The following is a 23,023-nucleotide window of genomic DNA, read 5'->3' on the forward strand; positions in this document are numbered from 1 at the left end:
CCGGTCAGACTCCGGGATGTAACCGGACCCGCGGGTCCGTTTGGTCCGTCCGTGCTCCGGACCGAGAGCGCCCGGCCGGACCGTCGCGACCGGCTGTTCTCCCCGTGGAGCCGGCGTCTCGCGAGGAGTGGACATTGAAATCTTCCCGACAGGACGACGAGGCGGGACGCACCGTCCCGGTCGGCCGGAGCATGGCGATCCTGAGCGTCGCGGCCTGGCCTACTCGCTTGCCCAGACCGCCGTGGTCCCGGCGATCGGTGACCTGGCGGGCGCGCTGCACAGCAGTGCGTAGAACGTCGCCTGGACCCTGACCGGCTACCTGGTCTCTTCGGCCGTGCTGACACCGGTGTTCGGCCGGCTCGGCGACATGTTCGCAAGCAGCGGCTGCTCGTGATCTCACTGCTGCTGTTCGCCGCCGGCGGCGCGCTGGCGGCGACGGGCGGCAGCCTCGGCCTGGTGATCGCCGGCCGCGTCGTGCAGGGGGCGGGCGGCGGCATCTTCCCGCTGTGCTTCGGCATCGCGCGGGACGAGTTCCCGGCCGAACGGCGGCACGGCGCGGTCGGGCTGATCTCCGCGATCGCGGGCATCGGCGGCGGCATAGGTCTGCTGCTGGGCGGGCTCTTGGTGGACCACGCCTCGTACCACTGGATCTTCTGGTCCGGCACGGTGATGGCGCTGGTTGCTGCGGCCGGCGCCCAACTCGTCCTGCCGGAGTCCCCGGTGCGCTCGCCGAGACGCATCGATGTGCTGGGTACCGTACTGCTCGCCGTGGGTGTCACCGCGCCGCTGATCGCCATCAGCGAGGGACAGTCGTGGGGCTGGACCAGCGGCCGCACTCTGGGGCTCATCGCGGCAGGTGTCGTGGTTCTCGCGCTCTTCGGCCTGGTCGAGCGCCGGGTCGCCGAACCGCTGGTGGATGTGTCGCTGTTCCTGCGGCCGACGGTGCTGATGACCAACCTGGTGACGCTGCTGGTCGGCTTCGGCATGTTCGGCGCGTTTCTGCTGATCCCGCAGTTGGCCGAGACGCCCTCCGGTTCCGGGTACGGGTTCGGTGCCGACGCGACGCGGGCCGGTCTGCTCATGCTGCCGGGGTCTTTGATGATGATGATCACCGGTCCGCTGTCCGGTGCGCTGACCAAGCGCTACGGCGCGAAGCTTCCGCTCACGCTGGGCGCTCTCGTCTCCGGTGCGGGCCTCGCGCTGCTGGCCGTCGCGCACGGATCGCAAGGTGCCGTGCTGGGCATGACGATGCTGCTGTACGCGGGAATCGGGCTCGCCTTCGCGGCGATGCCCAACCTCATCGTGGACTCGGTACCGGCGGCCAAGACCGGCGAGGCCACCGGGGTGAACGTGCTCGTCCGCTCGATTGGCTCGTCGCTTGGTTCGCAGACCGTCGCCAGCATTCTGGCAGGCAGTGTCGTCGCCGGGCAGGTGCTGCCCACCGAGCACGCGTACACGGTGGGATTCCTGATCGGTGCGATCGGTGCGATCGGTGCGATCGGTGCGATCGGCGCCGTCGTCGCGGGCTTCGCGGCGGTGTTCATCCCGCGCACCACATCCCACCAGACGAGCTCCGTCCTCGACGAGATCGCGGCCGCGGCTCCGCTGGGCGAGGCCCCCTCAACAAGGGCTCGCAGGCCACCGGCCGCGGCTGACCGGCAGACTGTCCGCATGGCAACTTCGTACAGCGCCTCTCCCACATCGCCGGAGAACGCCGAGGACTGGTCCGAACGCCGCGCGGACGCGCGCCGCAACCATGCCCGGATCGTCACCGCGGCCCTCCAGGTCTTCGCCGAACGAGGCATGGAGGGGACGGTGGCGGAGGTCGCCGCCCAGGCCGGTGTCGGCAAGGCGACCGTCTATCGCAGCTACCCCACGAAGACGGACCTGATCACCGCGGTCGCCCTGCACCAGCTCCGGTGGCTGGAAGATCGCACCAGCGCCGCCGTCGGGCAGTCCGACACTCATCAGTCCCTGCGACGTCTGCTCGGTGACCTCCTCGAACACCTGGCCACCGACCGCGTCCTGGCCGACATCCTGCCCCGGCAGATGGTCCCCGGCGCACAGGCCAGCGTCGACCGCACCATGAGCAACTTCCAGAGGCTCCTGGACGCCGAACTGGCCGCCGGGCGTGTGCGCCCGGACGTCACCACGCAGGACCTGCGGGTCCTGATCGGCGGCTGCTCCCGGCAACTGGTCGAACTCGGCGATCACGACCCCGCACACTGGCGCCGCTACGGCGAACTCATCGCCACCGCCTTGCGCCCGTAGCGCCTGAGGGCGGGGTTCCTGCTGCTCAGGTGGCCCGAAATCCCGCCTGCCAGCAGCTTCAGGGACACGCCGACGGCAGCCAGTTCCTCGGCGTCGACCGGTGCCCCCGAGCGGATCAGGTTCCGCCCCTGCGCGAAGTCGGCGGGGCGGTTGACGCAGTCGAGCGCCAGCAGTCTGCTTCCGCTGAGGTCCCCCACGGTGAACTGTCCGCTTTCCGCATCGCCGCGAACCACTTCGCGGTCGTAGCCCCACAGCACGCCGACCGTCTTCATCTTCGCGTCGTACTGGTTCGACCAGAACCACGGAACGACGTAGTACTGCTCCGGGTTTCCCAGCAGAGACCTCACGACGGTGTTCGCCATTTCGATCTCCCGTTGTCCGCTGTCACCACGCGGGCCGCTGAAAACTACGTCCGTGCAGATCAAGACGCATGTCGATCTTCGTGCAAGACGCCGCCGAGGCGGTCGTGTCGGCGAACGTGGAGGTGCGCGATGCGTTCGTCGGGCAGGGGTTCGGGGATGGCGCGTAAGGGTGCGGCGTCGGCGAGGATCCCGTTGACGAGCTCCGGGTATTTGGCGTCGCGGTCGCGGTTGAGGAACTTGATCGTGTCACGCGGGTGTCGTCCTCGAGGCCCATCAACAGGTTGCGAACGGCCTGCACTACCCAGGCGGCGGTCGGGTGGGCGGTGGTGCCTACGATGCGGACCCGGCGGGTGGTCTGTTCGAAGAGTGAAGTCCTCAGAAGGCGGCAAGCGATCACCACCTTCCTCCAGCACACTCCCGAGTGCCGCCATCGCCGCCTCGACGCCTGCCCGGACTGTGCGACGTTCGTACGCGAGCCCTGACCGCTGACGTGGTCAATCACCCGCCCAACATGGGGACTTCGGTCCCTACCCCACCGTGAACGGCAGCATCAGCCGCGACGGATGCGCCGCATCCCGGTAGATCTTGTGCGTGACCGGGCGTCCCACCGGCAGGTGGAAGGCGTCCGGGGGCAGCAGCGCGTTGTGGTCGTCGGCCAGTGGTTCGTCGTTGGAGAGTTCCGCGACCAGGCGGTGGCCCGGCAGGAACGTCGCCGCGAACGGGTAGACCCGCAGCACGTACTCCTCGATGCGGCCAGGCTCGACCGGAACCGCGCGGGTGTGGGGGTGGTGCGGGTCGCCCTCGGTGGTGTGTTCCTCGTCGAGTTCGCGGTGGGACGCCTTGAGGTAGGCGGTGGTGATGAGCTGCCGCTTACCGCCCGGTGTCTCGTCCCACAGGCGCAGGATGAAGTTCGTGTCGGGCTGGTCGATCTCGGCGAAGAGGTGGGCCGCGCCCTGGCCGATCATCTCGGTCGGCTCGGTGAAGGGTGCGGTGCTCCAGCTGAGGATCTCCACCTTGTCCGTCACCGTCAGCGGGGCCTGGTAGAAGCCGTCCGGGGCGGCGTGCTCGGCACCCATCGGCTCGGGCTCGTAGGAGAGCTGGCGGCGCGGGCGCAGGTACAGCGGGCGGTGCTCGACGTCCTTCGGGGGCCACTGCCTGCCCGTGACGCTCTCGCGGGAGCCCTCGACGTGGACGGTGACGGCGGGATCGTCCATGACTCCGTTGTCGATGCCCTTGAGCCAGTACTCGTACCAGCGGAACATCTTGTCGTGCTCCTCGACGAAGGGGCGCGACTGCATCGGGGGGTAGGGGCCGATGGAGAGCTTCTTCGGGCCGTTCAGTGTCTTGAAGAGGTCGATCGTGCCGTCCATCGTCCAGCCCCGGCCCTGGTCGATCTGGAGCCAGACCGGGATGTCGATGTTGGGCGCGAGGGTGATCGGGTTGCGTTCCTCGTACCAGTCGCCGTCGACCTCGTTCATGACGATGTCGAACCAAGCCTCGTGGTTCTTCGGGTAGTTGAGGACGTGGACCAGGTTGGGCCAGGCGGCCACGTCCGGGTCCCGCAGCCGCTCCGCGACCCGCTTCCTGATCTCCTCGGGCGAGTACGCCTCCAACATTCGGGACTTGACACCGTCGGTGAAAGCCCAGCCGGAGTCGCCGCCGCGGCCCTCGCGGGCGGCGCGCGGCATGAACCACATGACGCCGCCGTGGTACGTCGTCTCGTAGAAGTCGTAGTGGCCGCCGCTGACGAAGATCGCCTTGAGGCTCGGCGGGCGCTCGGCAGCCGCGAGGACCTGCATCGAGCCGAAGTACGAGATGCCGATCATGCCGACGTTGCCGTCGCACCACGGCTGCGCCGCGACCCACTCGATGAAGTCGTACGCGTCCTGGCCGAGGGGGACGCCGCCGGCGTTGTAGTTGCCGATGTGGGTGCCTTCGGAGGCACCGGAGCCGCGCAGGTCACCGATGACGTGGACGTAGCCCTCCTTGACGACGCGCGCGATGTCACCGGCCTCTACGCAGCCGTCCCACATCGGACTGGGGCGGCGCTGCGGAGGCGTGGTGAGGGCGAGTGCCTGGAGTTCCTTGCCGTAGGGGCTCAGGGCGACGAGTGCGGGGCGCGGGGTGTCGTCCGTGCCGGCATAGGTGTCGGTGGCGAGCGTGACGCCGTCGCGCATCGGTACGCGGAGGTCCTTGCGGACGGTGATGGTCTGGCCGCCCGCCTCGATGGTGTGTTGGTCGGTCATGTCTGCGGTGTGCTCCTGTGTTACGCGTTCTCGCCGCGCGTGCGGTAGGCGTGCATCGAGGTGAAGAACGGCGACGGTTCGAGCGTGGGGTCGCCGGCGTAGCCGAGTTCCTCGGCGGCCCCGGCGAACGGGGAGTACGGGGAGCCCGTCTCCGTGAGCCCCGACTCCAGGCAGCGGCAGGCGGCCTGGGCGACGCGGTCCTCGGCGGCGAGGGACTGGTCAATGGCCTCCCGGGCCTGCGCCTCGTCGAGTTCGACGCCGTACGGGGTGCCGTCGGCCCTGCGGTAGGGGTGGCCGAGGTAGAGACGGCGCGGGCGGATCTCGTCGCGCAGGTACTGAAGGCCCGTTCGGTACGCGGCCGGGTCGGTGTAGCCGGGGAAGCCGTTGGCGGCGCCGTGGACCTGCACGGAGTCACCGACGAAGACCGAGCGCTGCCCGTCGACGGTGTAGGCGACCGACCCGGGTGTGTGGCCCGGGAGCGCGTGCACCGAGACGGTGACGTCGCCGCCGAGGGAGAGCGTCTCGCCGCCCTTGACGAGCAGGGTGGGTTCCAACTCCCCTGAGATGACGGCCTTCGTGGCAGCCGCCATCTTCGCCTCACCGTCGGGATCGCGGAGGTAGCGGCCGCGTCCGGCGCGGTACTCCTCCACGTGTGCCTGCCGGGAGCGCAGCATCGGCGCGTCGGCCTCGTGGATCACCACCTGCGCACGACGTCCGGTGAGTTCCCACAGGGCGTGTGCGCCGCCGACGTGGTCGATGTGACCGTGTGTCAGCAGGATCCAGCGGACGTCCTCGATGCGGCGCCCGATCGCCTCAAGGGCGGGCGCCATGCCCTCGGCGGGCGAGCCGGCGATCCCCGTGTCGACGATCGCCGGTTCGGGTGCGTCGATGAAGAAGCTGTACAGACCGAATCGGCCCCAGGGTGACACCAAGGGGTGGACGGTGACGTCGTGTGTCATGGGTCGTCTCAGCTCCGGGTGAGGAAGTCGCGGGTCTCGGTGAAGACCCGGTGGTACTCGGGGATCCAGGAGAAGTGCTGGACGAACCCGTGGCCCGCGCCGTCGTAGCGGCTCACCGTCGCCGGCACACCGGCCTCCGCGAGCCGGCCCCCGTACAGTTCGCCCTCGTCGCGCATGGGGTCGAACTCGGCGGTGACGACCAGGGCCGGCGGCAGTCCGCTCAGGTCCTCGCGCTTGACCGGGGAGACCAGCGGGTCGGCCGGGTCGGCGCCGCTGTCGACGTAGAAGGCGTTGAACGGCTTGAGGCCCGCGGTCTCCAGGCCGTAGCCGACGGCGTTCTCCCGCAGCGAGGCGTAGCGGGCCTCGTCGAAGTCCAGGTCGAGGGAGGGGTAGTAGAGGATCTGGTGGGTGATGCGGTCGAAGCCGTCGTCGTACGCGCGGGCCGCGACTGCGGCGGCGAAGGTGCCTCCGGAGCTGTCACCGGCGACCGCGAGGGTCGTGCCGTCCCAGCCCAGCGCCTCGCCTTGCTCGGCGGCCCATCGGGTCACGGCGCAGCAGTCGTCGAGGCCGGCCGGGAACGCGGACTCCGGTGCCCGGCGGAAGTCCACGGAGACGACCTTCAGGCCGGTCTCCTTCGCCAGCGAGCGTGCGATGTGGTCGTGGGTGTCCAGGCTGCCGAGGAAGAACGCTCCGCCGTGGAAATACACCAACACACCATGGCGGACCGCGTCGGTGGGTGTGTAGACGCGTACCGGCACATCGCCGGTGGTGGTGTGTGCGGTCAGGTCCTCCACCGCGTGCAGCGGCAGGCGTTCCTCCACGGGAGGAACGTGTGTCTCTTCGTCGGCGCGCATCGCCACCGGGTCGAGGGGGCCCTCGGGCGGGGGCGGGAGGGTCGCGAGGAACTTCGCGATCTCGGGGTGCAGCGGCATGGTTCCTACTCCTTTGTCGCGGTGGGCGCGGGTGTCGCCGTGGACCCGGGCTTCTGGCCGGGGAAGACCTCGTCGATCCCGTCCTCGGCCCAGCCCTGCCGCGAGACGGCCTGCAATGTGTCGGTCACCGGCTTGCGGGTGACCTGGAAGAGGGCGAGTGCCTCCTTCACGGAGTCCGCCTCGCGCAGGGCGTCGGCGAGCGTTCCGGCGTCCTCGATGGCGGAGTTGGCGCCCTGGCCCTGGTGGTGCAGCATCGAGTGCGCGGCGTCGCCGATGAGGACGACGGAGTCCGAGTGCCAGGTGTCGACCGGGTCGATGTCGTAGACGGCGCGGATGTTCACGGTGTCCATGTCGAGGCCGCGCGTGATGTCCACGAGGCGCTCGTCGAAGCCCTCGACCGTGCGCAGCATGTCCTCCTTGGTGACCTGCGGCGTCCAGGCGCCGTCGGGGCACCGGGCGGTGATGTCGAAGGACACCTGGTCGCGGTGGCGCAGCGGCAGCAAGTAGATCTTCGTGCCGCGGCCGATGTACATGCGCAGGTTGTCGTCGGTGACCATGCCGTGGGCGTCGGCGACGGAGATGACGGCGCGGTAGGCGTGCTCGCCGGAGAACACCGCGCCCTTGTCGCTGAACAGCTGCCGGCGCACGACCGACTTGATGCCGTCGGCTCCGACGACGAGGTCCGCCTCGGCAGTGGTGCCGTCGGCGAAGGTCAGGACGGAGCGGGAGCCCTTGTCCTCGATGCTCTCCAGGCGGTGCCCGAGGCGCACCATGCCCTCGGGCAGCGCGCCGAGCAGCGCCTCGATGAAGTCGCCGCGGTGGATCAGGTGCGTATGGGTCTGCTCGCCGTCGGCCGGCCACGCCTCCTTCATGATGGGTTCGCCGGTGGGGGTGAGGATCTGGAAGTACTCGCTGGGCGAGCTGACTTGGGCGATGGCGTCGAAGATGCCCCACTCGCGGAAGCGGTTCATGGTGACGGGGCGCAGGCCGATACCGGCGCCGACCTCGCGGATCCGGCTCGCCTGTTCGTACACGGTGACGTCCGCGCCGAGCAGGCCGAGCGCCTTGGCCGCGGCGGCGCCGCCGTAACCCGCTCCGACGATGGCGATCTTGAGATCTTTCAGGTCCTGCATGACGTGAGGTCTCTCCTACTGCTGGATGGTCAGGAAGCCGGCGGGGTTGTCGACGAAGATCGTCCGGATGGCTGCCTCGTCGAGGCCGGCGGCGCGCAGGTCCGGGATCAGGTCGTCGAACAGGTAGTTGACGGTGTGACCCTTGACGCCGGGCCAGCCCAGCGGGGAGCAGTTGGCGTCGGCGGAGGCGAGGACCTGCTTGGTCCTGCGGCCCCCGTCGATGAACCGCAGGAAGTGGTCGAGGCGCTCCTTGCGGGGGCGGGCCCAGAACGGCGGGTCGGGCAGTTCGGTCTCGTAGCCGAAGGTGTCGAAGCCGATGCGGCCGCCCTGTTCGGCGATCCACACGTCGCGTGTCTTATCGGCGTTGACCCCGTCGTCGACGTGCCCGAACAGCACGCGGTCCAGCGGCAGTTGCTCTTCGTTGAAGATCGCGACGGCGTTCTCGGCGTCGATCGCGAGGTGGGTCAGGATGGGTACGCCCGTGGCGAGCGCGGCGCGGGCGGCGGCGCGGTAGATGCGCTTGTCGAGGTCGGTCATGCGCCCGCCACGGCTCACGCCCACCTTGATGACACCGGCGCGGCTGCCGCTGTCACCGATGCCGACGGTGATCTCGTGAACGAACTGCCGTGCCAAGTAGTCGACTTCGGCGCGGGCGAAGTGCGGCAGGGCGGTGTCGCCGCCGACGAAGCCGGTGCAGGCGACGAGGTGGACACCGGTCTTCGCGGACAGTGACTTGTAGTAGTCGACGTCGCGTCCGTTGCAGATGCCGGTCGCGTCGACGAAGGTGCCGCCGCCCAGCTCGTGGAAGCGGCGCAGCTTGGGAACGGTCTCCTCGTAGCGCCGCTCGGGGGTCTTCCACCACTGCGTGTCCAGTTCGGAGCCGGGCATGCCGTAGCCGATGTGCTCGTGGATCGCCACGAAGCCCAACTCCTCGGCGGGGATCGGCCCCAGGACGGTGTTCACTCGCGACACAACACTCATCTCGCCTTCGGATTCGCGGAGTTCTTGACGGTCGGTTCGGGCCGCACGCTCAACGCACCGCGATCAGGTCGCGCGGGTTGGCCTCGAAGATGCGCCGTATGTCGCCGTCGCCGATGCCGTGCGCGCTCAACAGCGGCACGAAAGCGGTCAGCAGGTGGCTGTACGGCAGGTCGTTGGCGGGGTGCCCCTTGGCGACCCCGGTCGCGCCGACGGAGAGCAGGATCCGGTCGGTGTGTCCGGCGCGCACGAGGTCGGCGACCAGGGTGGCGCGCTCGGCGTCGGTGAGGTGTTCGTCGTCCTCGGTGCCGACGTGGTCGAGGACGACGCGGGCGCCACGGGCGGCGATCTTCTCGGGTGCGCCGGCGGCAACGGCGTCCTTGCGGTCCAGGCCGCCGACGGCCACGCGGTCGGCCGGGAGCTTCTCGTCCAGGACGACGTCGAGTTCGCGGACGGCGTCGGCGCCGTGGCGGAAGGAGACGGCGACACCGGTGGCGAGGGCGGTGTGTGCGGCGCCGCGCAGCAGGCTCTCGTCGGTGGCGGTCATGCCCGCACGGGTCACCGCCGTGGTGACCAGTCCGGCCGGGCCGCGGCGCTCCACGCGCGGAACCACCATGCCCTCGGCGATCTCCTTGATGAAGAGGTCGGCGAACTTCTCGGCGGGCCACGGGGTCGGCGGGTTGGTCTGCGGGGTGAGGAAGTAGCCGCCGAGCAGCTCCTCGGGGCCCTGCCCCGTCGAGGCGATGATGTGCACGCCGGTGGCGCGGGAGAGGGCCTCGTAGAGGGGGATGTCGCGGCCGTGGAACATGCCGGTGCTGTCGACGAGGGTGCCGCCGCCGTGGGAGCGGAAGTCCCGGAGCCGGCCGGCGAGCGTCTCGAAGATCTCGGCGCGGTCGAGGGTGATGTCGAAGGCGTGCTCGGCGCCCGGGAGCACCGAGAGCAGTGCCTCGTGGACGGATACGACACCCAACTCGTCGGCCGGCACCGGGCCCAGGACGGTGTTCACGGTGGTGCTGTTCACGCTCATGCCTGCCTCACGTGTCCGGTGCGGGTGCGGCATCGCACCCGGTGGATGACGTCACGCTAGCGATCCACTTTACAGAACGTCAAGTGAACGAACATCACGAAAAATAACTGGTCACAGTGTTGCGGCGGGGTGTGGTGTGTGAGCAAAAAAGGCTCCTCCGAGGCCGTGGAGGGCCTCGGAGGAGCCTTGGTGCGAGGGGGTGGAGTTGTTGTGTGTGGGTGTCAGGTCAGGAGGCGTACCCAGCTGGCGCTCAACTCGTCGAGCAGCTGCTCGCGGGTCAGCTTCCAGTCGGCAGCGCCCCAGTGCTGGGCGACATAGTCCAGCTCGGCCATGGCCAGCACTCCCTTGAAACGGCGCTGGTGCGGCTCGAAACGTCCGGCCTGCGTGAGCCCGTCCTCGATGTCGCTGATGGCCTCTTCCATCCACCGCTCCACGAGGTCACGCAGCTCCGGATCGATCGCCGCCGCGTCCCGGCCGACGCGGATGATCGGGCGGATCTCGGGCCAGCTGTCCGCGGTGCGCCGAAGCCAGGCGCCGATCCCCTCCGCCGTCCCGCCGGCCACGGTGGCGACGAGGTCCTGGGCCGTCGATCCGTGCTCCGGGGACCGGACTCGCTGGAGCGCTTCGTTGAGCCGCTCGTCGATGAGCGCCTTCATCAGGTCGGTCCGGGAGGGGAAGTACGCGTAGAAGGTGACCCGGGTGGTGCCCGCGGCGGTCGCGATCTCGTCGACCTTGGTGGCGGCGTAGCCCTTCGTCGTGAACAGCTCGAGCCCGGACTCCAGCAGGAGGCGGCGCGTCATCTGCTTCTGCGCCTGTCGAAGGTTCGCCATGGCGGAAATCCTAACGTCACGCCATGCTCCGCCCCTCCGGGACGTCCGCCGAGGTCAGCGGGATCGGCGTGAACATCTGCGGCTCCTCGTCCGGTGTCAGCGCGGTCGGGCCGTACAGCCAGTCCGTGAAGGAGTAGTCGTAAGTGTCACGGGCGCGCAGCAGTGCGTTGCGCTGCTCGCGAGCCAGGCCGTCGAGGTGCCACAGCTCGCCCCACTTGCGGGAGGTGGTCAGGACCCGGCGGCAGTGTTCGGGGCGGACGGCCTCGTAGGCGGTGAGTGCGGTACTCCAGTCGACCGTTCCGTCGGTGGCCCGGTGGCGGGCTACGTGCTCGCCCAGCACCCAGCCGTCCTCGATGGCCATGATCGCGCCCTGGGCGATGTACTGAAGGGGCGGGTGCGCGGAGTCGCCGAGGAGGGCGATGCGGCCGTGCACCCAGTTCATGACGGGGCCGCGGTCGAACATCCGCCACCACTTGTCGCGCCACATGAACGGCAGGCCGTCCCGTACGAAGTCGCTGGTGTCGGCGAAGGCGGCGTCGAGCTCGTCGGGTGTGCCCCAGTCCTCCTGCCCCGCCAGGGCCTTGGGTGACTCGAAGACGGCGACCTGGTTGAGGAGTTCGCCGCCGCGCAGGCCGTAGTGGACGAAGTGGCAGCGGGGGCCGATGTGGACCACGACCTCGCTGAGGTCGACGGACCGTACGCGCGGCTGCTCTGCGGGGACCGTGCCACGGTAGGCGACGTACGCCGAGGAGACCGGCTCGTCGTCGATGAACAGCTTGCGGGCGACGGAGTGCAGGCCGTCGGCCGCGATCACGAGCCCGGCCTCGTGGGTCTCGCCACCCGCGAGCGTCACGCGGGCGCCGCCGTCGGTGTTCTCGTACGCCGTCACCTGCGCCTTGTTGATCAGCTCGACGCCGGCCCGTTCGCAGGCGCGCAGCAGCAGGCCGTGCAAGTCGCTGCGGTGGATGACCAAGTACGGGTAGCCGTAGCGCTGTTCTAGGTCGCGCAAGTCGAGGCGGGTCAGTTCCTCACCGTCGACGGCGTCGCGCATGACCATCGCGTCCGGGACGACGCCGAGGCTCTTCGCCTCCTCCAGGAGGCCGTAGTCGTCGAGGATGCGGGTGCAGTTGGGGGCGAGCTGGATGCCGGCGCCGACCTCACCGAAGACGGGGGCGCTCTCCAGCAGGCGGACGGCGAGGCCCTGGCGGGTCAGCGAGAACGCCGCACCGAGGCCACCGATGCCTCCGCCGACGACGATCACATCAGGTTGGGACACGGGTTTCACCTCTCAGAGCCAGGGGTCGAGTTCGGAGGCGTCGGCCAGTACATGGGGCCGGCCGGCCAGCCAGGCGGCGACCTCGGGCAGCGGTCCTTCGGGCAGCCCGTCCAGTGCGCGCTTGGCGCGGATCTCCTCGGTCAGCGCGGCCAGGAAGCCGTGCGGCAGGTCGGCGAAGGTGACACCGCCGGCACCGAGGTCGACGGCGTGGACGCACGTCTCGCGGGCGCGCATCCATGGCAGTTCGGTGGCGGGGACGGCGCGGCCCTGTGCGGTGAGGACCTCGTGCTGCCACTGCTCGTGGTTGAGCCGGTCGAGGTCCTCGGCGAGCCGCCGCGCGGATCCGGTGAGCCAGGAGCGCAGTTCGTCGGCCGACAGGGTGGGCCCCTTGGCGATGCCGGCGGTGCGCTCCTCCGGCGAGGCGTACATCGGCCGTTCTTCGTCGGTGGCCGCCCAGTGCACGAGGTTGCACAGGGCGTCGGCGTTGGCGGCGACGTGGGCCACCAGGTGGCTGCGGGTCCAACCGGGCAGTCGACTCGGGGCGGAGAAGCCCTCTTCGTCCAGGTCCGCGACGGCGTCGAGCAGGAGGTCGGTGCCGTCGCGGGCCCAGGCGCGCGCGTCGGTGAGGGTGCGGGTCGCGGTGGTCATGCGCCGACCACCTCGTTGGTGCAGGCGCCGAGGCCGGCGATCTCGGTGACCACGGTCTGGCCGGGTGCCAGGAACGCCTTGGGGTCGCGGGCGTTGCCGACGCCGGCCGGGGTGCCGGTGGCGATGATGTCGCCCGGGTTCAGGGTGATGGCGGTGGAGATGTACTGGACGAGGAAGACCGGGTCGAACAGCAGCGTGCCGGTGTCGTCCCGCTGCATGACCTTGCCGTTGACGGTCGTCTTCACTTCGAGGGCGGGGCGGACGCCGCCGACCTCGTCGGGGGTGACGACGTAGGGGCCGACCGGGGTGGTGGCCTCCCAGATCTTGCCCTGGGTCCACTCGATGGTGCGGAACTGCCAGTCGCGCAGCGAGATGTCGTTCATGACGGTGAAGCCGGCGATGGCGTCGGCGGCCTGCCGCTCGTCGGCGCGGCGCACCCGCTGCCCGATGACGACGGCCAACTCGACCTCCCAGTCGAGCGCTTCGGTCTCGGAGGGCTTGACGACGGCGTCGTTGGCGCCGGTCAGGGTCTCGGCGAACTTGGGGAAGAGGGTCGGGTGGCTGGGCAGGTCCCGGCCCATCTCCTTGATGTGGTTGGTGTAGTTGTGGCCGACGCACACGACCTTGGAGGGGTTCGGGACGACCGGCGCGAAGTCGGCGCCTGCCACCGGGTACGTGGCGCCGCTCGCGGTGGCGGCCGTGTCCTGCCAGTTGGCCTCGGCGAACAGTGCGCCCAGGTCGGGGTGTCCGAGGTCGACGAGGACCTCGCCGTCGAGGCGGACGGCCCGGGTGCCGTCGGCGGTGCGGATGGTGGCGAGCTTCATGTCAGGCGTCCTTCTGGGTGCGGGTGAGCTGGGCGCGATCGAGCCCGGTGCGGTGGAGCTTGAGCGCCTCGAAGACGGGCGCGTCGGAGAAACGGAAGAGGTCGAGGCCGCCGGAGTCGGAGTCGGTTCCGCCGGCCTCGGACCGGGCGGAGAACGGCTCCCAGGAGGGAACGACGAACAGGTCACCGCGGGTCACCGTCCAGGACCTGTCGCCGACGGTGACGACGCCGGAGCCGTCGAACACCTGGTACACGGACGAGCCGGTCTCGCGCACCGGCGCGGTCTCGGAGCCGCGGGCGATGCGGTGGAACTCGGCGCGGATCGTCGGCAGCACGTCGGATCCGTCCTGCGGGTTGGTGTAGCGCACCGCGGCGTGTCCGGGCTCGAAGGTGCCGCCGAACCCCTCCCGCTCCAGCAGCAGTTGGTCGGCCAGCGCGGCGTCGGTGTACTCCCACTTGTAGGACAGCAGCGGGCTGCCCGGCGTCGCGGGGGCGGCGGACAGCGGACGCAGGCCGGGGTGGCCCCACAGTCGCTCGGAGCGCGAGCGCTCAGGCGTGGTGCGCTCGGCGTCGCTGATCTCGTCGCGGCCGAACTCGAAGAACTGGGCCTCGGTGACGTACTGGAAGGGGATGTCCAGGCCGTCGATCCAGGCCATCGGTTCGGCGGTCGCGTTGTGGTGGGCGTGCCAGTTCCAGCCCGCCTGCGGGAGGAAGTCGCCGCGGTTCATGGGCACGGGATCGCCGCCGACGACCGTCCACACACCGGAGCCCTCGACGACGAAGCGGAAGGCGTGCTGGGTGTGCCGGTGCTCGGGGGCGTCCTCGCCGGGCATCAGGTACTGGATGGCCGCCCACAGCGTCGGAGTGGCGAACGGCCGCCCGTCGAGCGAGGGGTTGGCCAGCGCGATGGCACGGCGCTCGCCGCCACGGCCGACCGGCACGATGTCCCCGGCCCGCGCGGCCAGCTCGCGCAGCTTCTCCCAGCGCCACAGGTGCGGCACGGCGCGCGAGCGCGGATGCTCAGGCATCAGGCCGCCGATCTCGGTCCACAGCGGTATGAGCAGTTCCTGCTCGAAGCCCCGGTACAGCTCCTCGAGCGCCGGGGTGACCTCGGGCTGCCCCTGCGCGGTCACGGCCTCAAGCCGTACCGGGGAGCCCACAGCGGTTTCTTGGGTGAGCGCGGTGTCAGTCACAGGCTCAGCGTGCAGCGCGTCTGCTGAGGCGACATGTAGATTCTTGACAGCAGAATTCGAGGTGCCGCCCATGGACAAGCCACTGAAGACTCCTCCGCCGTACCCCATCGCCAGCGTCGACCACGCGCTGCGGGCGGCGACCATCCTTCAGATGGAGGGCGGCGCGACGGTGGCGCAGCTCGCGGAGCGCCTGGATGTCGCCCGCTCGACGGCCCACCGCGTCCTGGCGATGCTCGTGTACCGGGACTTCGCCGTACGCGGAGAGGACCGGGTCTACCGCGCGGGCCCGGTGCTCGAACTGGCCGTCCACTCCCAGTCGCTCGTGTCACGGCTGCGCACGGCGGCCCTGCCCCACCTGCACCGCGTCGTCGGCCTCCTCGACGAGACGACGAACCTGATCGTGCGCACCGGGGACACGGTCCGGTTCATCGCCAGTGTCGAGTGCCGGCAGTCGCTGCGGGTCGGCAACCGGGAGGGCATGGTCTTCCCGGCCCACCGCACCACGACGGGGCTCCTCATGCTCGCCGAACTGTCCGACGACGAGCTGGAGGAGGTCTACGCCGCCGAGCGCTACCGCGACCGCCCGGCGGACCGCCCCGACCTCCCGCGCCTGCGCACGGAGCTCAAGCGCCTGCGCCGCAATGGCTTCGCCGTGAACAAGGACCGCTCCGAACGCGGCCTGGTAGCCGTCGGCGTCCCGGTCCGCGACCAGGACGGCACGGCGCTTGCGGGCCTGTCCGTCTCGATGCCCGGCGTGCGCTACGACCCGCAGCGTCTACGGCCGCTGGTCGCCACGCTGGAGGCCGCGGCGCAGGCGCTCGGCGGGGAGTTCGGGTCGCCGCCCCCGGAGGACGCGGAGGCGGCGACGCATGAGAAGCGGCGCTGAGTGACGCCGGGTCCGTCAGCCGGACAGGACGTCCTGCGTGAGGTAGAGCGGCATCGAGTCCTCCCACTTGCTGTCCGTCAGCAGCTTCTTGTCGCTGCCGTCCGCGTTCATGCTGAAGATCTGGCCGTAGGGCTGGAAGGTGTCGTCGTACAGGGCGGCCTCTTCGCGGAAGCCGTACATGCCGCTGTTGTAGAGGATGCGGCCGTCGTGGTTCCAGACCGCGTGGCCGTCGTTGGCGCCGCTGCTCGTGAGGGTCTTCAGGCCGCTGCCGTCGGGCTTGATGGTGCACACGTCGAAGTTGGTGGCGCTCGTCTTGCGTGTGAAGAGGATGAGCTTGCCGTCGGCGGACCAGTCCGGCAGGTTGTCGGACTCGGTGGTGAGGACGGTCGTCGCGCCCGTCCTGAGGTCGAGGACGCGCAGGCCCATCTCCTCGCCCCACACCCGGTAGACGATCCGGTTGCCGTCCTCGGAGTAGCTCGGGAAGCCGGCGTTGGTCTTTCCGTCGGTGAGCTCCTGGTGCGAGGAGCCGTCGTCGGCCACCCGCATCAGCTTCGCGGTGCTCGTGGCGCGGGTCTGGAACCAGCCGCCGAGGCCGAACGCGATCCACTTGCCGTCCGGCGACCAGGTGGGCCGGAACGCACCGGCCAGGCCGTGCTGCACCTGCGTCTGATCGAGGCCCGACGTGGCGGTGTCGAAGACGACCTTCTGGCCGGAGCCGTCCGCGCGCATGGTGACGATGGAGGAGTTGCCGAGCTGCTTGTTGGTGAGGGCGAGGCGCCCGTCCCTGGACAGCGCGGGGAACACGTCGCAGTGGCGGTAGTCCCAGTCCGGGTCCCAGCTGTGCAGGGGCGCGTCGAGCGGGCGCGTCGTGTAGTCGAGCTTTTCGTAGATCACCGACTTTCCGTCCCGCGACCAGACCGGGGAGCGCAGCGTCCGCTTGACGGCCGGCCGGGTGTCCGAGACGTAGGCGAGGCCCTCGTCCGCCCCGCCCTTGACCAGATAGCCGATCTCCGTCGCGGACACGTACTGAGGTGCGACCTTCAGGTTGGCGCCGGAGGTGTGCTCGACGCGGGCACCCGTCGCGACGTCGACCGAGACGATCTGGGATTCGACGGTCCCGATGGCCTCGGGCCTGTGCGCGCCCCAGGTGCCCTCGACGGTGATCTCGTAGAACACGATCCGGGAACCGTCGGGCGACCACTTCGGGGAGCCGAGGCAGTATCCGTCGCGGGTCGCCACCTGCCGGAATCCGGTGCCATCCGGCCGGATCACGTAGATGCTCAGTTCCTGCGTGTGTTCCCAGCCGGTGCCGTTGCCGTGGCCCCGCCAGGTGGTGTTGCGGTCGCTGGAGAAGGCGATCCACTTGCCGTCGGGCGACCAGGCGGGGCGGAAGTGGCCGTCGGGGCTCGCGGGGTCGCCGGCGAGTGCTGCCGTGCCGGTCAGGTTGGTGCGGCGGTTCGTGCTGAGGTCGAGCACCCAGATATGGGTCTTGTGGTCGCCGCTCGTGGACACGTAGGCCACCTTCTTGCCGTCGGGCGACGGGACGGCCCAGTCGTTCATGGCCGAGTCGGCCACCAGGCGCTGCACGCCCGTGCCGTCGGCCTTCGCCCGGTACAGACAGGAGTGTCCGTCGCCCGTGCGTTCCGAGGTGAAGAACACCGATTTGCCGTCGGCCGAGAAGGCCGCGTGGTGGTCGAAGGACGCGTCCTGTACCAGCTTGCGTTCGTTGGAGCCGTCGGCGTCGCAGATGTACAGGGTGGAGCCGGACGGGCCGATGCGGTTCATCAGCATGACGCCCTTCTTGCCCTCGGCTGCCGCCGTCACGGCGAAGGGAGTGGGCAGGAGCGCGGCGCCGGCGACGGCCGCTCCGGCCGCGAGAAGAGCACGGCGCTTGATGTCAGGTGTCATCGCTGTCCTGGGTCCTTTCGTGCACGGAGGGAAGCTGTACGCGTGTCCGGCGGACACCGACGCAGTCGGCGTCGGGGACGGCCACGGAGGTGCCGGTGGCGGTGAGCCGGCCCGAGGCCGGGTCCACCTGGAAGAGGTCGACCGTGCCGCTCGCCTTGTTCGCGACGAACAGCCACCGACCCTCCGGGTGCAGGGAGAAGCTCCAGGGGGTGACACCCCCGCAGGGCAGCCGCTGTGCCTCGGTGAGCAGGCCGGTCCGCTGGTCGATCGCGAAGACGACCAGCGTGTTGTCGCCCCGGTTGGAGACGTAGACGTGCCGTCCGTCGCGGCCGACGGCGAGTTCGGCGGCGCTCGTGGTGCCGGTGTGGCCCGGTGCGTTCGTCGTCAGGAGTTGGCGGGGCGCCAGTGTGCCGGTCCTGGGATCCCACGACAGGGTCTCGATGTCCGCGGTCAGCTCGTTCAGCAGGTAGGCCGTCCGCCCGCGCGGGTGGAACGCGAGGCGTCGCGGCCCCGATCCCGGTGCCGTCGCGTAGTGGCCCACCGAACTGGCGCCCATGCGGCGGGTGTTGGGATCGTAGCGGTGCACGAAGACACGGTCCGCGCCGAAGTCCGCGACCAGCGCGAACCTGCGGCCCGGGGCGATGACCACGTGGTGCGTGTGCGGGCCCGCCTGGCGCGGGTTGGGTCCCGAACCGGTGTGCCGCACGGTGGAGGCCACCGCGCCGAGCCCGCCGTCGCGGTGCACGGGAACGGTCGCCGCGGATCCGGTCGCGAAGTCGGCGACCAGCAAGGTGTCCGCGTCGAGCCCCAGGTACGACAGGCCCCCGCTGCCGCCGGGATCCGCTTCGGTCTGCAGCTCACCGGTTCGGCGGAGGGTGCCGGACGAGTCGTCGATGCGGAAGGTGCGGACGAACCCGCCCTGTTCCGCGCCGGCGACGTAGAGGACGGGCCGTGTCGGGTGCACGGTGACCCAGTTCGAGCTGGCCTCTGCCATCACGCCCAGAGGTGACATGGTGCCGCGGACGGGATCGAAGCGGATGGCGTGCACCTGGCTGCCACCCCAAGTGCCCACGTAGAGCAGGTCGGCGCGCGTTCGGTGGTCGGTTGCCGCGCGTGCGGACGTGGCCGGCAGGAGTGCGGTGCTCGCCGCCGATGCCGTGAGTGCGGTCAGTACGGATCTGCGTGCGGGGCGCCGGGGCGGTGTGCCGGCGCCCCGAGGGGTGTGCGGGTGTCTGCTCATCGGAGAAGTCCCGTCGACGGTGGGTGTGACCGGTTCACTTCTTGGGCTGCGGCCTGTTGCGGCGGGCCGCGAGGCCGAGACACTTGAGGGCGTACGTGTCGAGAGCGCTGAGGACGCCGTTGAGGGCGAGAGTCAGCGCGACCAGGACGATCAGACCGGCGAACTCGTTGGGCGCGTCGAGGTTCTGCGCGGCGGTGAACAGCTCGTGGCCGACTCCCTCGGACGAGGCGATGAACTCACCGCCGATGACACCCAGGATGGCCAGCGGCCCGCCCGTCTTGAGCGCGGCGAAGAACGGCGCCGCGAGCGTCGGAATCGTGACGTAGCCCAGGACATGGTGCCTGCGTCCGCCCATCACCTGGACGACCTCGACGAGTTCGCGCTCCCGCTGCCGCAGCCCCAGGTAGATGTTGTAGAAGACGACGAAGGCGACGCCGGTCATCGCGATGGTGATCTTCGACCAGGATCCGATGCCGAAGAACAGCAGGAACAGCGGCGCGAGCGCGATCTTCGGGATGCCGTTGAGGGCCGCGACGAGGGGTTCCAGGACCCGTCCCAGGAGAGGGAAGGAGCCGAGGACGAGCCCCATCACCGTGCCCGCGGCGACACCGAGCCCGAAGCCCGCGAGGACTTCGACGGCGGTCACCCTGATGTTGGTCCAGCCCGATGCCGAGCCGAGCATCTTGGTGAGGGCGTCGAACACGTCGGTGGGATTACTGACCGCGTACTCGGGCAGAACGGGGCCGCTCATCCACTGCCACAGGACGAGGGCGACCACGATCACCAGGATGCGCAGCCCGATGACGGCGGGAGTGCCCCGCCAGCGGTCGGACGCTTTCGGGGCGGGTGCTGCGGCGGTATCGGTCGCGGGTACGGCCTTGTCGGTGACGGTTGCCATGGTCTGCTCCCTTCCGGTTGATTGAGGCCGTGTCACGGCAGGTACTTGTTGGTCCAGTCCTCGGAGGACACGGACGCGTCCGGCACCGCACCGATGCCGTCCTTCACGAATGCGACGGTCTTCTTCCAGCCGGCGGCGTCCATCTTGGCGCTCGCCGGCCAGTCCACCTGCTCGACCGAGGCGCTCAGTACGTCATCGGGCACGCCGGGCAGTGTCTTGCGCGCCGCCGCCAGCACCTTTTTGTCGCTGGACTTGTGCGAGTCGAGGTAGGCGGTCGCCTGGTGGACGGCGGTGGCGAAGCCCTTCACGGTGGAGGGATCGCTCTTCACGAAACTCTTCTGGGCCACGACGGCCTGACCGTACCCGGCGTCCTCGAAGGACCACTGGGGAACCTTCTCCGGATCGGCGACGACGACGCCGTCCCCGTCGTGCTGGACCTGCAGCGGGATCGGCTCTGATGTGATGAACCAGTCGACTTCACCCTTGGCGAGCGCGGCCTTGTCGGCTGCCGGGTTCGGCAGTGACACCCACTTCATCTGGCTCGAATTCACGCCGTTGGCCTTGAGGAACAGGCCCGCCTCGGCCTTGGTGTTGGCAGAGCTGGCGCCGGCGGTGGAGCCGACCAGCGCCTTGGCGACCTGCTTGGCGGGGGTGTCGGCGGTCAGGTGGTGCTTTTTTGCGAAGTCGGAACTGACGACGATGCCAAGGGGGTTGCCACCGCCGTTCGTCGCGACCGAGATCTCCGGGAGGCCCTTGGAGAGCGCGGCCAGGAAGCTGGTCGGGCTGGCGTTGAGGAACTGCACCGAGCCCGACTGGAGGCCGGAGGTGCCCGTCGAGGCGTTCAACGTCACATACTTGATCTTGATGTTGTGCTTGGCGAAGTAGCCGTTCTCCTCGGCCACGCGAATGGACAGATCGAAGATATTGCCGCTCACGCCCACCGAGACGGTCTTCATGCCGTCCGATCCGACGGTCGCCTCGCCCTGATTCCCGCAGCCGGTCAGCAGGGCGGCGCCGAGTATCGCGGTCGAGGCCAGGGCGAGGGTGCGTGGACTTGTGTGGTTGCGCATGGGAACTCCTTTGTTCACCAGGCCGGTTGGGTGTCGTACGTGTTCACCAGGCTTGTTGGGTGTCGAAAAAGCGGAGCCAGAAGCCGGTGCGTTCCGGGTCCGCGACGGTGATGGGTGCGAAGTGCGCGCCGATCTCCATCACGGAGCCGGCGTCCGGTGTGAAGGCGGGCCAGCGGGGGAGGCCCGTGCCGTTGGGGTCTCCGGTGGCGACGAAGTTCGTCCAGTACCCGGAGACCGTCCGGGCGATCTCGTGGTCCTCCTCGGTCCACGCGTCGGTGCCGCCGACGGGGTTGCCGAAGACGTAGTCGATCTCGGAGCCGTGGCAGGCGCCCCGCGGCCCGGCGTTCGCCGCCTTGGAGCGGTGGGTCCAGAAGTAGGTGTGCAGGGACCGGGTGCCGTGGCGGCTCCAGTCCGTTCCCCACAGGTGTGTCGAGAGGCGGGAGTTGTCGCGTGCCGCGCGGCTTGCGGCCTGCGCCGCCTCGCCGTCCGTCGTCGCCGGGTACAGGCGCAGGAACTCGTCGGCGAGCGGTCCGAACTTCCGGTGTGCGGCGGCCTGGTGCTGGTCGAGCGTGACATGGACCGGCGGTGATCCGGGCCGGGTGGTGCGCCGCCCGGTGCGCAGGGCGCCGACGAGCGACGGGGGGACCGCCCCGCACTCGTCGAGGTTGTTCCCCGCGAGGTAGTCGATGTCGTTCTGCAGCCCCTTGGCGTACGTCTCGTCGTATCCGGCGGGGATCGCCCAGCCGTCCACGACGGGACGCAGCAGCGGCGGGCCCGCCGTGCCACCGGTCTCGACGCTCGTGTCGATCGGGTCGTGCCCGTCGATCAGCTTGTGCCAGTGCTGCGCGCGCAGTTCACGGATGCTTCGGGCGCCGCGTAGGCGCAGGTACTGGCTGCCGGCGCTCTCCGCGGCTGCCGGCAGCCGGTACGACGTCGACAGGTAGCGGAGTTCGGGGTCGCGGGAGTGGCGGGCGTGGCTCTGTGCGATGGCCCGGTGGAACAGGCCCTTGGCGAGCGGGGACATGGCGAGGAAGTTGACGAGTCCGGCCCCCGCGGACTGGCCGGCGATGGTGACGCGGTCGGGGTCGCCGCCGAAGTGCGCGATGTTGTCGCGCACCCAGCGCAGGGCGGCCACGCAGTCGAGGAGGCCGTAGTTGCCGGAGGAGCCGTGTTCCGACTCGGCGCTGAGCTCGGGGGTTGCGAGGAAACCGAAGGCACCCAGGCGGTAGTTGAAGGTGACGACGGTGAGGCCCTGGCGGGCCAGGTTCTCGCCGTCGTAGCGCGGCTGCGCGCCCGTGCCCTCGCGGAAGCCACCACCGTAGATCCAGACCAGGACGGGGCGCCGCTCGTCGCGGGAGGGCACTCCAGTCCAGATGTTCAGGCTCAGGCAGTCCTCGCTCATCGGCACGTCGACGCCGGTCGCGGCAGCCTCGTTCGGCGCCTGCGGGCACATGGGGCCGAAGCGGTCGGCCCGCCGCACCCCCTCCCAGCGCTCCGGTGGCTGCGGCGGCCGCCAGCGCAGCTCGCCGACGGGCGGCGCGGCGTAGGGGATGCCGCGGAAGACGGTGACGGAGCGGTCCCGGCACGGGATGCCCTCGACGGGGCCCGCCTCGGTGTCCGCGGTGGGACGGTCCATGGGGTCCTTTCCGCCCGGACCTCTTCGTCAACTGACGGAAGACGTCGGGGTCTTGTCGAGCAGCAGCGCCCTGCGGGCGGAGCCGACGTGATGGCGCATCGCGGCGGCTGCCGCGGCGGGGTTGTGGGTGACGACGGCGAGGAAGACCGCCTTGTGCTCCTCCAGCGAGCCGGACCTCGGATGCCGCGCCGAGAGGTTGCGGTACTGGCGCATCACCAGCGGGTACAGCAGCGTGTCGTAGGCGCGGGCCAGGGTTCCCTGGTGCGAGGACTGCTTCAGCTGCTGGTGGAAGCGCTGGTTGCAGCCCGAATAGGCACCCTGGTCGCCGCGGGTCTGCGCCTCCTCCATGTCCTGGATCGTGCGGCTCAGGTCCTCCACCTCTTCGGCGGTGGCCTGCTCCGCCGCCTTGCCGGCCAGCGCGGACTCCAGGATCTCGCGGGCCTCCAGGATGTCGGCCGCTTCCTCGACGGAGAAACTCCTGGTGCGCACCCCGCGGTTGACCTCGCCGGTCACATAGCCCTCGTGGGTCAGGCGGGCCAGCGCGGTACGCATGGTGCTCCGGGACACGTCGAACATCCGGGTGAGGTCCGCCTCGGTGAGCCGTGTGTCGGGCGGGATGCTCCCGGACAGCAGCAGGGAGCGCAGCCCGTCGTAGGCATGGCTGTAGCGGGTGGCAGCTGAGGGGATGGCGGGCGTGGCAGGCATGT

At 70.1% G+C, this 23,023-nt stretch carries 20 protein-coding genes; 2 read left to right on the plus strand and 18 right to left on the minus strand.

Annotated features, from left to right (window positions below; translation table 11 throughout):
- Positions 1–390: 390 nt before the first annotated feature.
- Positions 391–2,271, plus strand: a complete 1,881-nt coding sequence (locus ACIRHA_RS04065; RefSeq protein WP_403839575.1) for an MFS transporter — start codon at positions 391–393, stop codon at positions 2,269–2,271.
- Here the strand turns inward: ACIRHA_RS04065 and ACIRHA_RS04070 are convergent.
- From ACIRHA_RS04070 to ACIRHA_RS04125, 12 genes are all read right to left on the minus strand, one after another.
- Positions 2,235–2,633 (minus strand): oxidoreductase C-terminal domain-containing protein, encoded by a 399-nt coding sequence (locus ACIRHA_RS04070; RefSeq protein ID WP_403839577.1) that lies wholly within the window; start codon positions 2,631–2,633, stop codon positions 2,235–2,237. The genes ACIRHA_RS04065 and ACIRHA_RS04070 overlap by 37 nt on opposite strands.
- A gap of 527 nt (positions 2,634–3,160) precedes the next feature.
- Positions 3,161–4,879 carry a CocE/NonD family hydrolase gene (locus ACIRHA_RS04075; RefSeq protein ID WP_403839580.1) on the minus strand — a complete coding sequence of 573 codons (1,719 nt, stop codon included), beginning with the start codon at positions 4,877–4,879 and terminating at the stop codon, positions 3,161–3,163.
- Positions 4,880–4,899: 20 nt separating this feature from the next.
- Positions 4,900–5,838, minus strand: coding sequence for an MBL fold metallo-hydrolase (locus tag ACIRHA_RS04080; RefSeq protein ID WP_403839582.1), 939 nt, complete (start codon positions 5,836–5,838; stop codon positions 4,900–4,902).
- A gap of 8 nt (positions 5,839–5,846) precedes the next feature.
- Positions 5,847–6,770 carry an alpha/beta hydrolase gene (locus ACIRHA_RS04085; protein WP_403839584.1) on the minus strand — a complete coding sequence of 308 codons (924 nt, stop codon included), beginning with the start codon at positions 6,768–6,770 and terminating at the stop codon, positions 5,847–5,849.
- A 5-nt stretch (positions 6,771–6,775) separates the two neighbouring features.
- On the minus strand, positions 6,776–7,903 hold the full coding sequence (locus ACIRHA_RS04090; RefSeq protein WP_403839586.1) for an FAD-dependent oxidoreductase: 1,128 nt from the start codon (positions 7,901–7,903) through the stop codon (positions 6,776–6,778).
- A 15-nt stretch (positions 7,904–7,918) separates the two neighbouring features.
- Positions 7,919–8,866 (minus strand): phosphotriesterase, encoded by a 948-nt coding sequence (locus ACIRHA_RS04095; RefSeq protein ID WP_403839588.1) that lies wholly within the window; start codon positions 8,864–8,866, stop codon positions 7,919–7,921.
- Between the two features lie 67 nt (positions 8,867–8,933).
- Positions 8,934–9,908 (minus strand): phosphotriesterase, encoded by a 975-nt coding sequence (locus ACIRHA_RS04100; RefSeq protein ID WP_403839590.1) that lies wholly within the window; start codon positions 9,906–9,908, stop codon positions 8,934–8,936.
- Between the two features lie 221 nt (positions 9,909–10,129).
- On the minus strand, positions 10,130–10,738 hold the full coding sequence (locus tag ACIRHA_RS04105) for a TetR/AcrR family transcriptional regulator (RefSeq protein ID WP_403839592.1): 609 nt from the start codon (positions 10,736–10,738) through the stop codon (positions 10,130–10,132).
- A gap of 16 nt (positions 10,739–10,754) precedes the next feature.
- Positions 10,755–11,999, minus strand: a complete 1,245-nt coding sequence (locus ACIRHA_RS04110) for an FAD-dependent oxidoreductase (protein ID WP_403842085.1) — start codon at positions 11,997–11,999, stop codon at positions 10,755–10,757.
- 27 nt (positions 12,000–12,026) lie between these two features.
- A complete protein-coding gene (locus ACIRHA_RS04115) occupies positions 12,027–12,662 on the minus strand; it encodes a maleylpyruvate isomerase N-terminal domain-containing protein (protein ID WP_403839594.1) in 636 nt (211 codons plus the stop codon).
- A complete protein-coding gene (locus ACIRHA_RS04120; RefSeq protein ID WP_403839596.1) occupies positions 12,659–13,486 on the minus strand; it encodes a fumarylacetoacetate hydrolase family protein in 828 nt (275 codons plus the stop codon). The genes ACIRHA_RS04115 and ACIRHA_RS04120 overlap by 4 nt, the downstream gene beginning before the upstream one ends.
- Position 13,487: 1 nt before the next feature.
- Positions 13,488–14,678, minus strand: a complete 1,191-nt coding sequence (locus ACIRHA_RS04125) for a cupin domain-containing protein (protein WP_403839598.1) — start codon at positions 14,676–14,678, stop codon at positions 13,488–13,490.
- A gap of 70 nt (positions 14,679–14,748) precedes the next feature.
- On the opposite strand from ACIRHA_RS04125, the gene ACIRHA_RS04130 reads away from it, so the two are divergent.
- The gene (locus ACIRHA_RS04130; RefSeq protein WP_403839600.1) at positions 14,749–15,564 is read left to right on the plus strand and encodes an IclR family transcriptional regulator; all 816 of its coding nucleotides are present in this window, start codon (positions 14,749–14,751) and stop codon (positions 15,562–15,564) included.
- Positions 15,565–15,579: 15 nt separating this feature from the next.
- On the opposite strand, the gene ACIRHA_RS04135 is transcribed toward ACIRHA_RS04130, so the two are convergent.
- The 6 genes from ACIRHA_RS04135 to ACIRHA_RS04160 are packed head-to-tail and all read right to left on the minus strand — an operon-like array spanning position 15,580 to position 23,021.
- Positions 15,580–17,472: a TolB family protein gene (locus ACIRHA_RS04135; protein ID WP_403839602.1), complete on the minus strand. Its 1,893-nt coding sequence runs from the start codon at positions 17,470–17,472 to the stop codon at positions 15,580–15,582.
- The gene (locus ACIRHA_RS04140) at positions 17,462–18,712 is read right to left on the minus strand and encodes a lactonase family protein (protein WP_403839604.1); all 1,251 of its coding nucleotides are present in this window, start codon (positions 18,710–18,712) and stop codon (positions 17,462–17,464) included. Before ACIRHA_RS04140 ends, ACIRHA_RS04135 begins: the two co-directional genes overlap by 11 nt.
- A 34-nt stretch (positions 18,713–18,746) precedes the next feature.
- On the minus strand, positions 18,747–19,610 hold the full coding sequence (locus ACIRHA_RS04145) for an ABC transporter permease (RefSeq protein ID WP_403839606.1): 864 nt from the start codon (positions 19,608–19,610) through the stop codon (positions 18,747–18,749).
- Positions 19,611–19,642: 32 nt separating this feature from the next.
- Positions 19,643–20,680: an ABC transporter substrate-binding protein gene (locus ACIRHA_RS04150; RefSeq protein ID WP_403839608.1), complete on the minus strand. Its 1,038-nt coding sequence runs from the start codon at positions 20,678–20,680 to the stop codon at positions 19,643–19,645.
- 43 nt (positions 20,681–20,723) lie between these two features.
- A complete protein-coding gene (locus ACIRHA_RS04155; protein ID WP_403839610.1) occupies positions 20,724–22,316 on the minus strand; it encodes a carboxylesterase/lipase family protein in 1,593 nt (530 codons plus the stop codon).
- A 27-nt stretch (positions 22,317–22,343) separates the two neighbouring features.
- Entirely contained in the window at positions 22,344–23,021 is a 678-nt protein-coding gene (locus tag ACIRHA_RS04160) for a GntR family transcriptional regulator (RefSeq protein WP_403839612.1), read from the minus strand.
- Positions 23,022–23,023: the final 2 nt, after the last annotated feature.

The organism is Streptomyces sp. NPDC102360 (assembly GCF_044766085.1).
Lineage (GTDB): Bacteria > Actinomycetota > Actinomycetes > Streptomycetales > Streptomycetaceae > Streptomyces.

Bases quoted from the DNA above. Each gene is read 5' to 3' on its own strand.
- ACIRHA_RS04130 (WP_403839600.1), top strand. From the start codon at position 14,749: ATGGACAAGCCACTGAAGACTCCTCCGCCGTACCCCATCGCCAGCGTC.
- ACIRHA_RS04120 (WP_403839596.1), bottom strand. From the start codon at position 13,486: ATGAAGCTCGCCACCATCCGCACCGCCGACGGCACCCGGGCCGTCCGC.
- ACIRHA_RS04150 (WP_403839608.1), bottom strand. From the start codon at position 20,680: ATGCGCAACCACACAAGTCCACGCACCCTCGCCCTGGCCTCGACCGCG.
- ACIRHA_RS04090 (WP_403839586.1), bottom strand. From the start codon at position 7,903: ATGCAGGACCTGAAAGATCTCAAGATCGCCATCGTCGGAGCGGGTTAC.
- ACIRHA_RS04155 (WP_403839610.1), bottom strand. From the start codon at position 22,316: ATGGACCGTCCCACCGCGGACACCGAGGCGGGCCCCGTCGAGGGCATC.
- ACIRHA_RS04080 (WP_403839582.1), bottom strand. From the start codon at position 5,838: ATGACACACGACGTCACCGTCCACCCCTTGGTGTCACCCTGGGGCCGA.
- ACIRHA_RS04085 (WP_403839584.1), bottom strand. From the start codon at position 6,770: ATGCCGCTGCACCCCGAGATCGCGAAGTTCCTCGCGACCCTCCCGCCC.
- ACIRHA_RS04075 (WP_403839580.1), bottom strand. From the start codon at position 4,879: ATGACCGACCAACACACCATCGAGGCGGGCGGCCAGACCATCACCGTC.
- ACIRHA_RS04105 (WP_403839592.1), bottom strand. From the start codon at position 10,738: ATGGCGAACCTTCGACAGGCGCAGAAGCAGATGACGCGCCGCCTCCTG.
- ACIRHA_RS04140 (WP_403839604.1), bottom strand. From the start codon at position 18,712: ATGAGCAGACACCCGCACACCCCTCGGGGCGCCGGCACACCGCCCCGG.
- ACIRHA_RS04115 (WP_403839594.1), bottom strand. From the start codon at position 12,662: ATGACCACCGCGACCCGCACCCTCACCGACGCGCGCGCCTGGGCCCGC.
- ACIRHA_RS04145 (WP_403839606.1), bottom strand. From the start codon at position 19,610: ATGGCAACCGTCACCGACAAGGCCGTACCCGCGACCGATACCGCCGCA.
- ACIRHA_RS04070 (WP_403839577.1), bottom strand. From the start codon at position 2,633: ATGGCGAACACCGTCGTGAGGTCTCTGCTGGGAAACCCGGAGCAGTAC.
- ACIRHA_RS04135 (WP_403839602.1), bottom strand. From the start codon at position 17,472: ATGACACCTGACATCAAGCGCCGTGCTCTTCTCGCGGCCGGAGCGGCC.
- ACIRHA_RS04160 (WP_403839612.1), bottom strand. From the start codon at position 23,021: ATGCCTGCCACGCCCGCCATCCCCTCAGCTGCCACCCGCTACAGCCAT.
- ACIRHA_RS04100 (WP_403839590.1), bottom strand. From the start codon at position 9,908: ATGAGCGTGAACAGCACCACCGTGAACACCGTCCTGGGCCCGGTGCCG.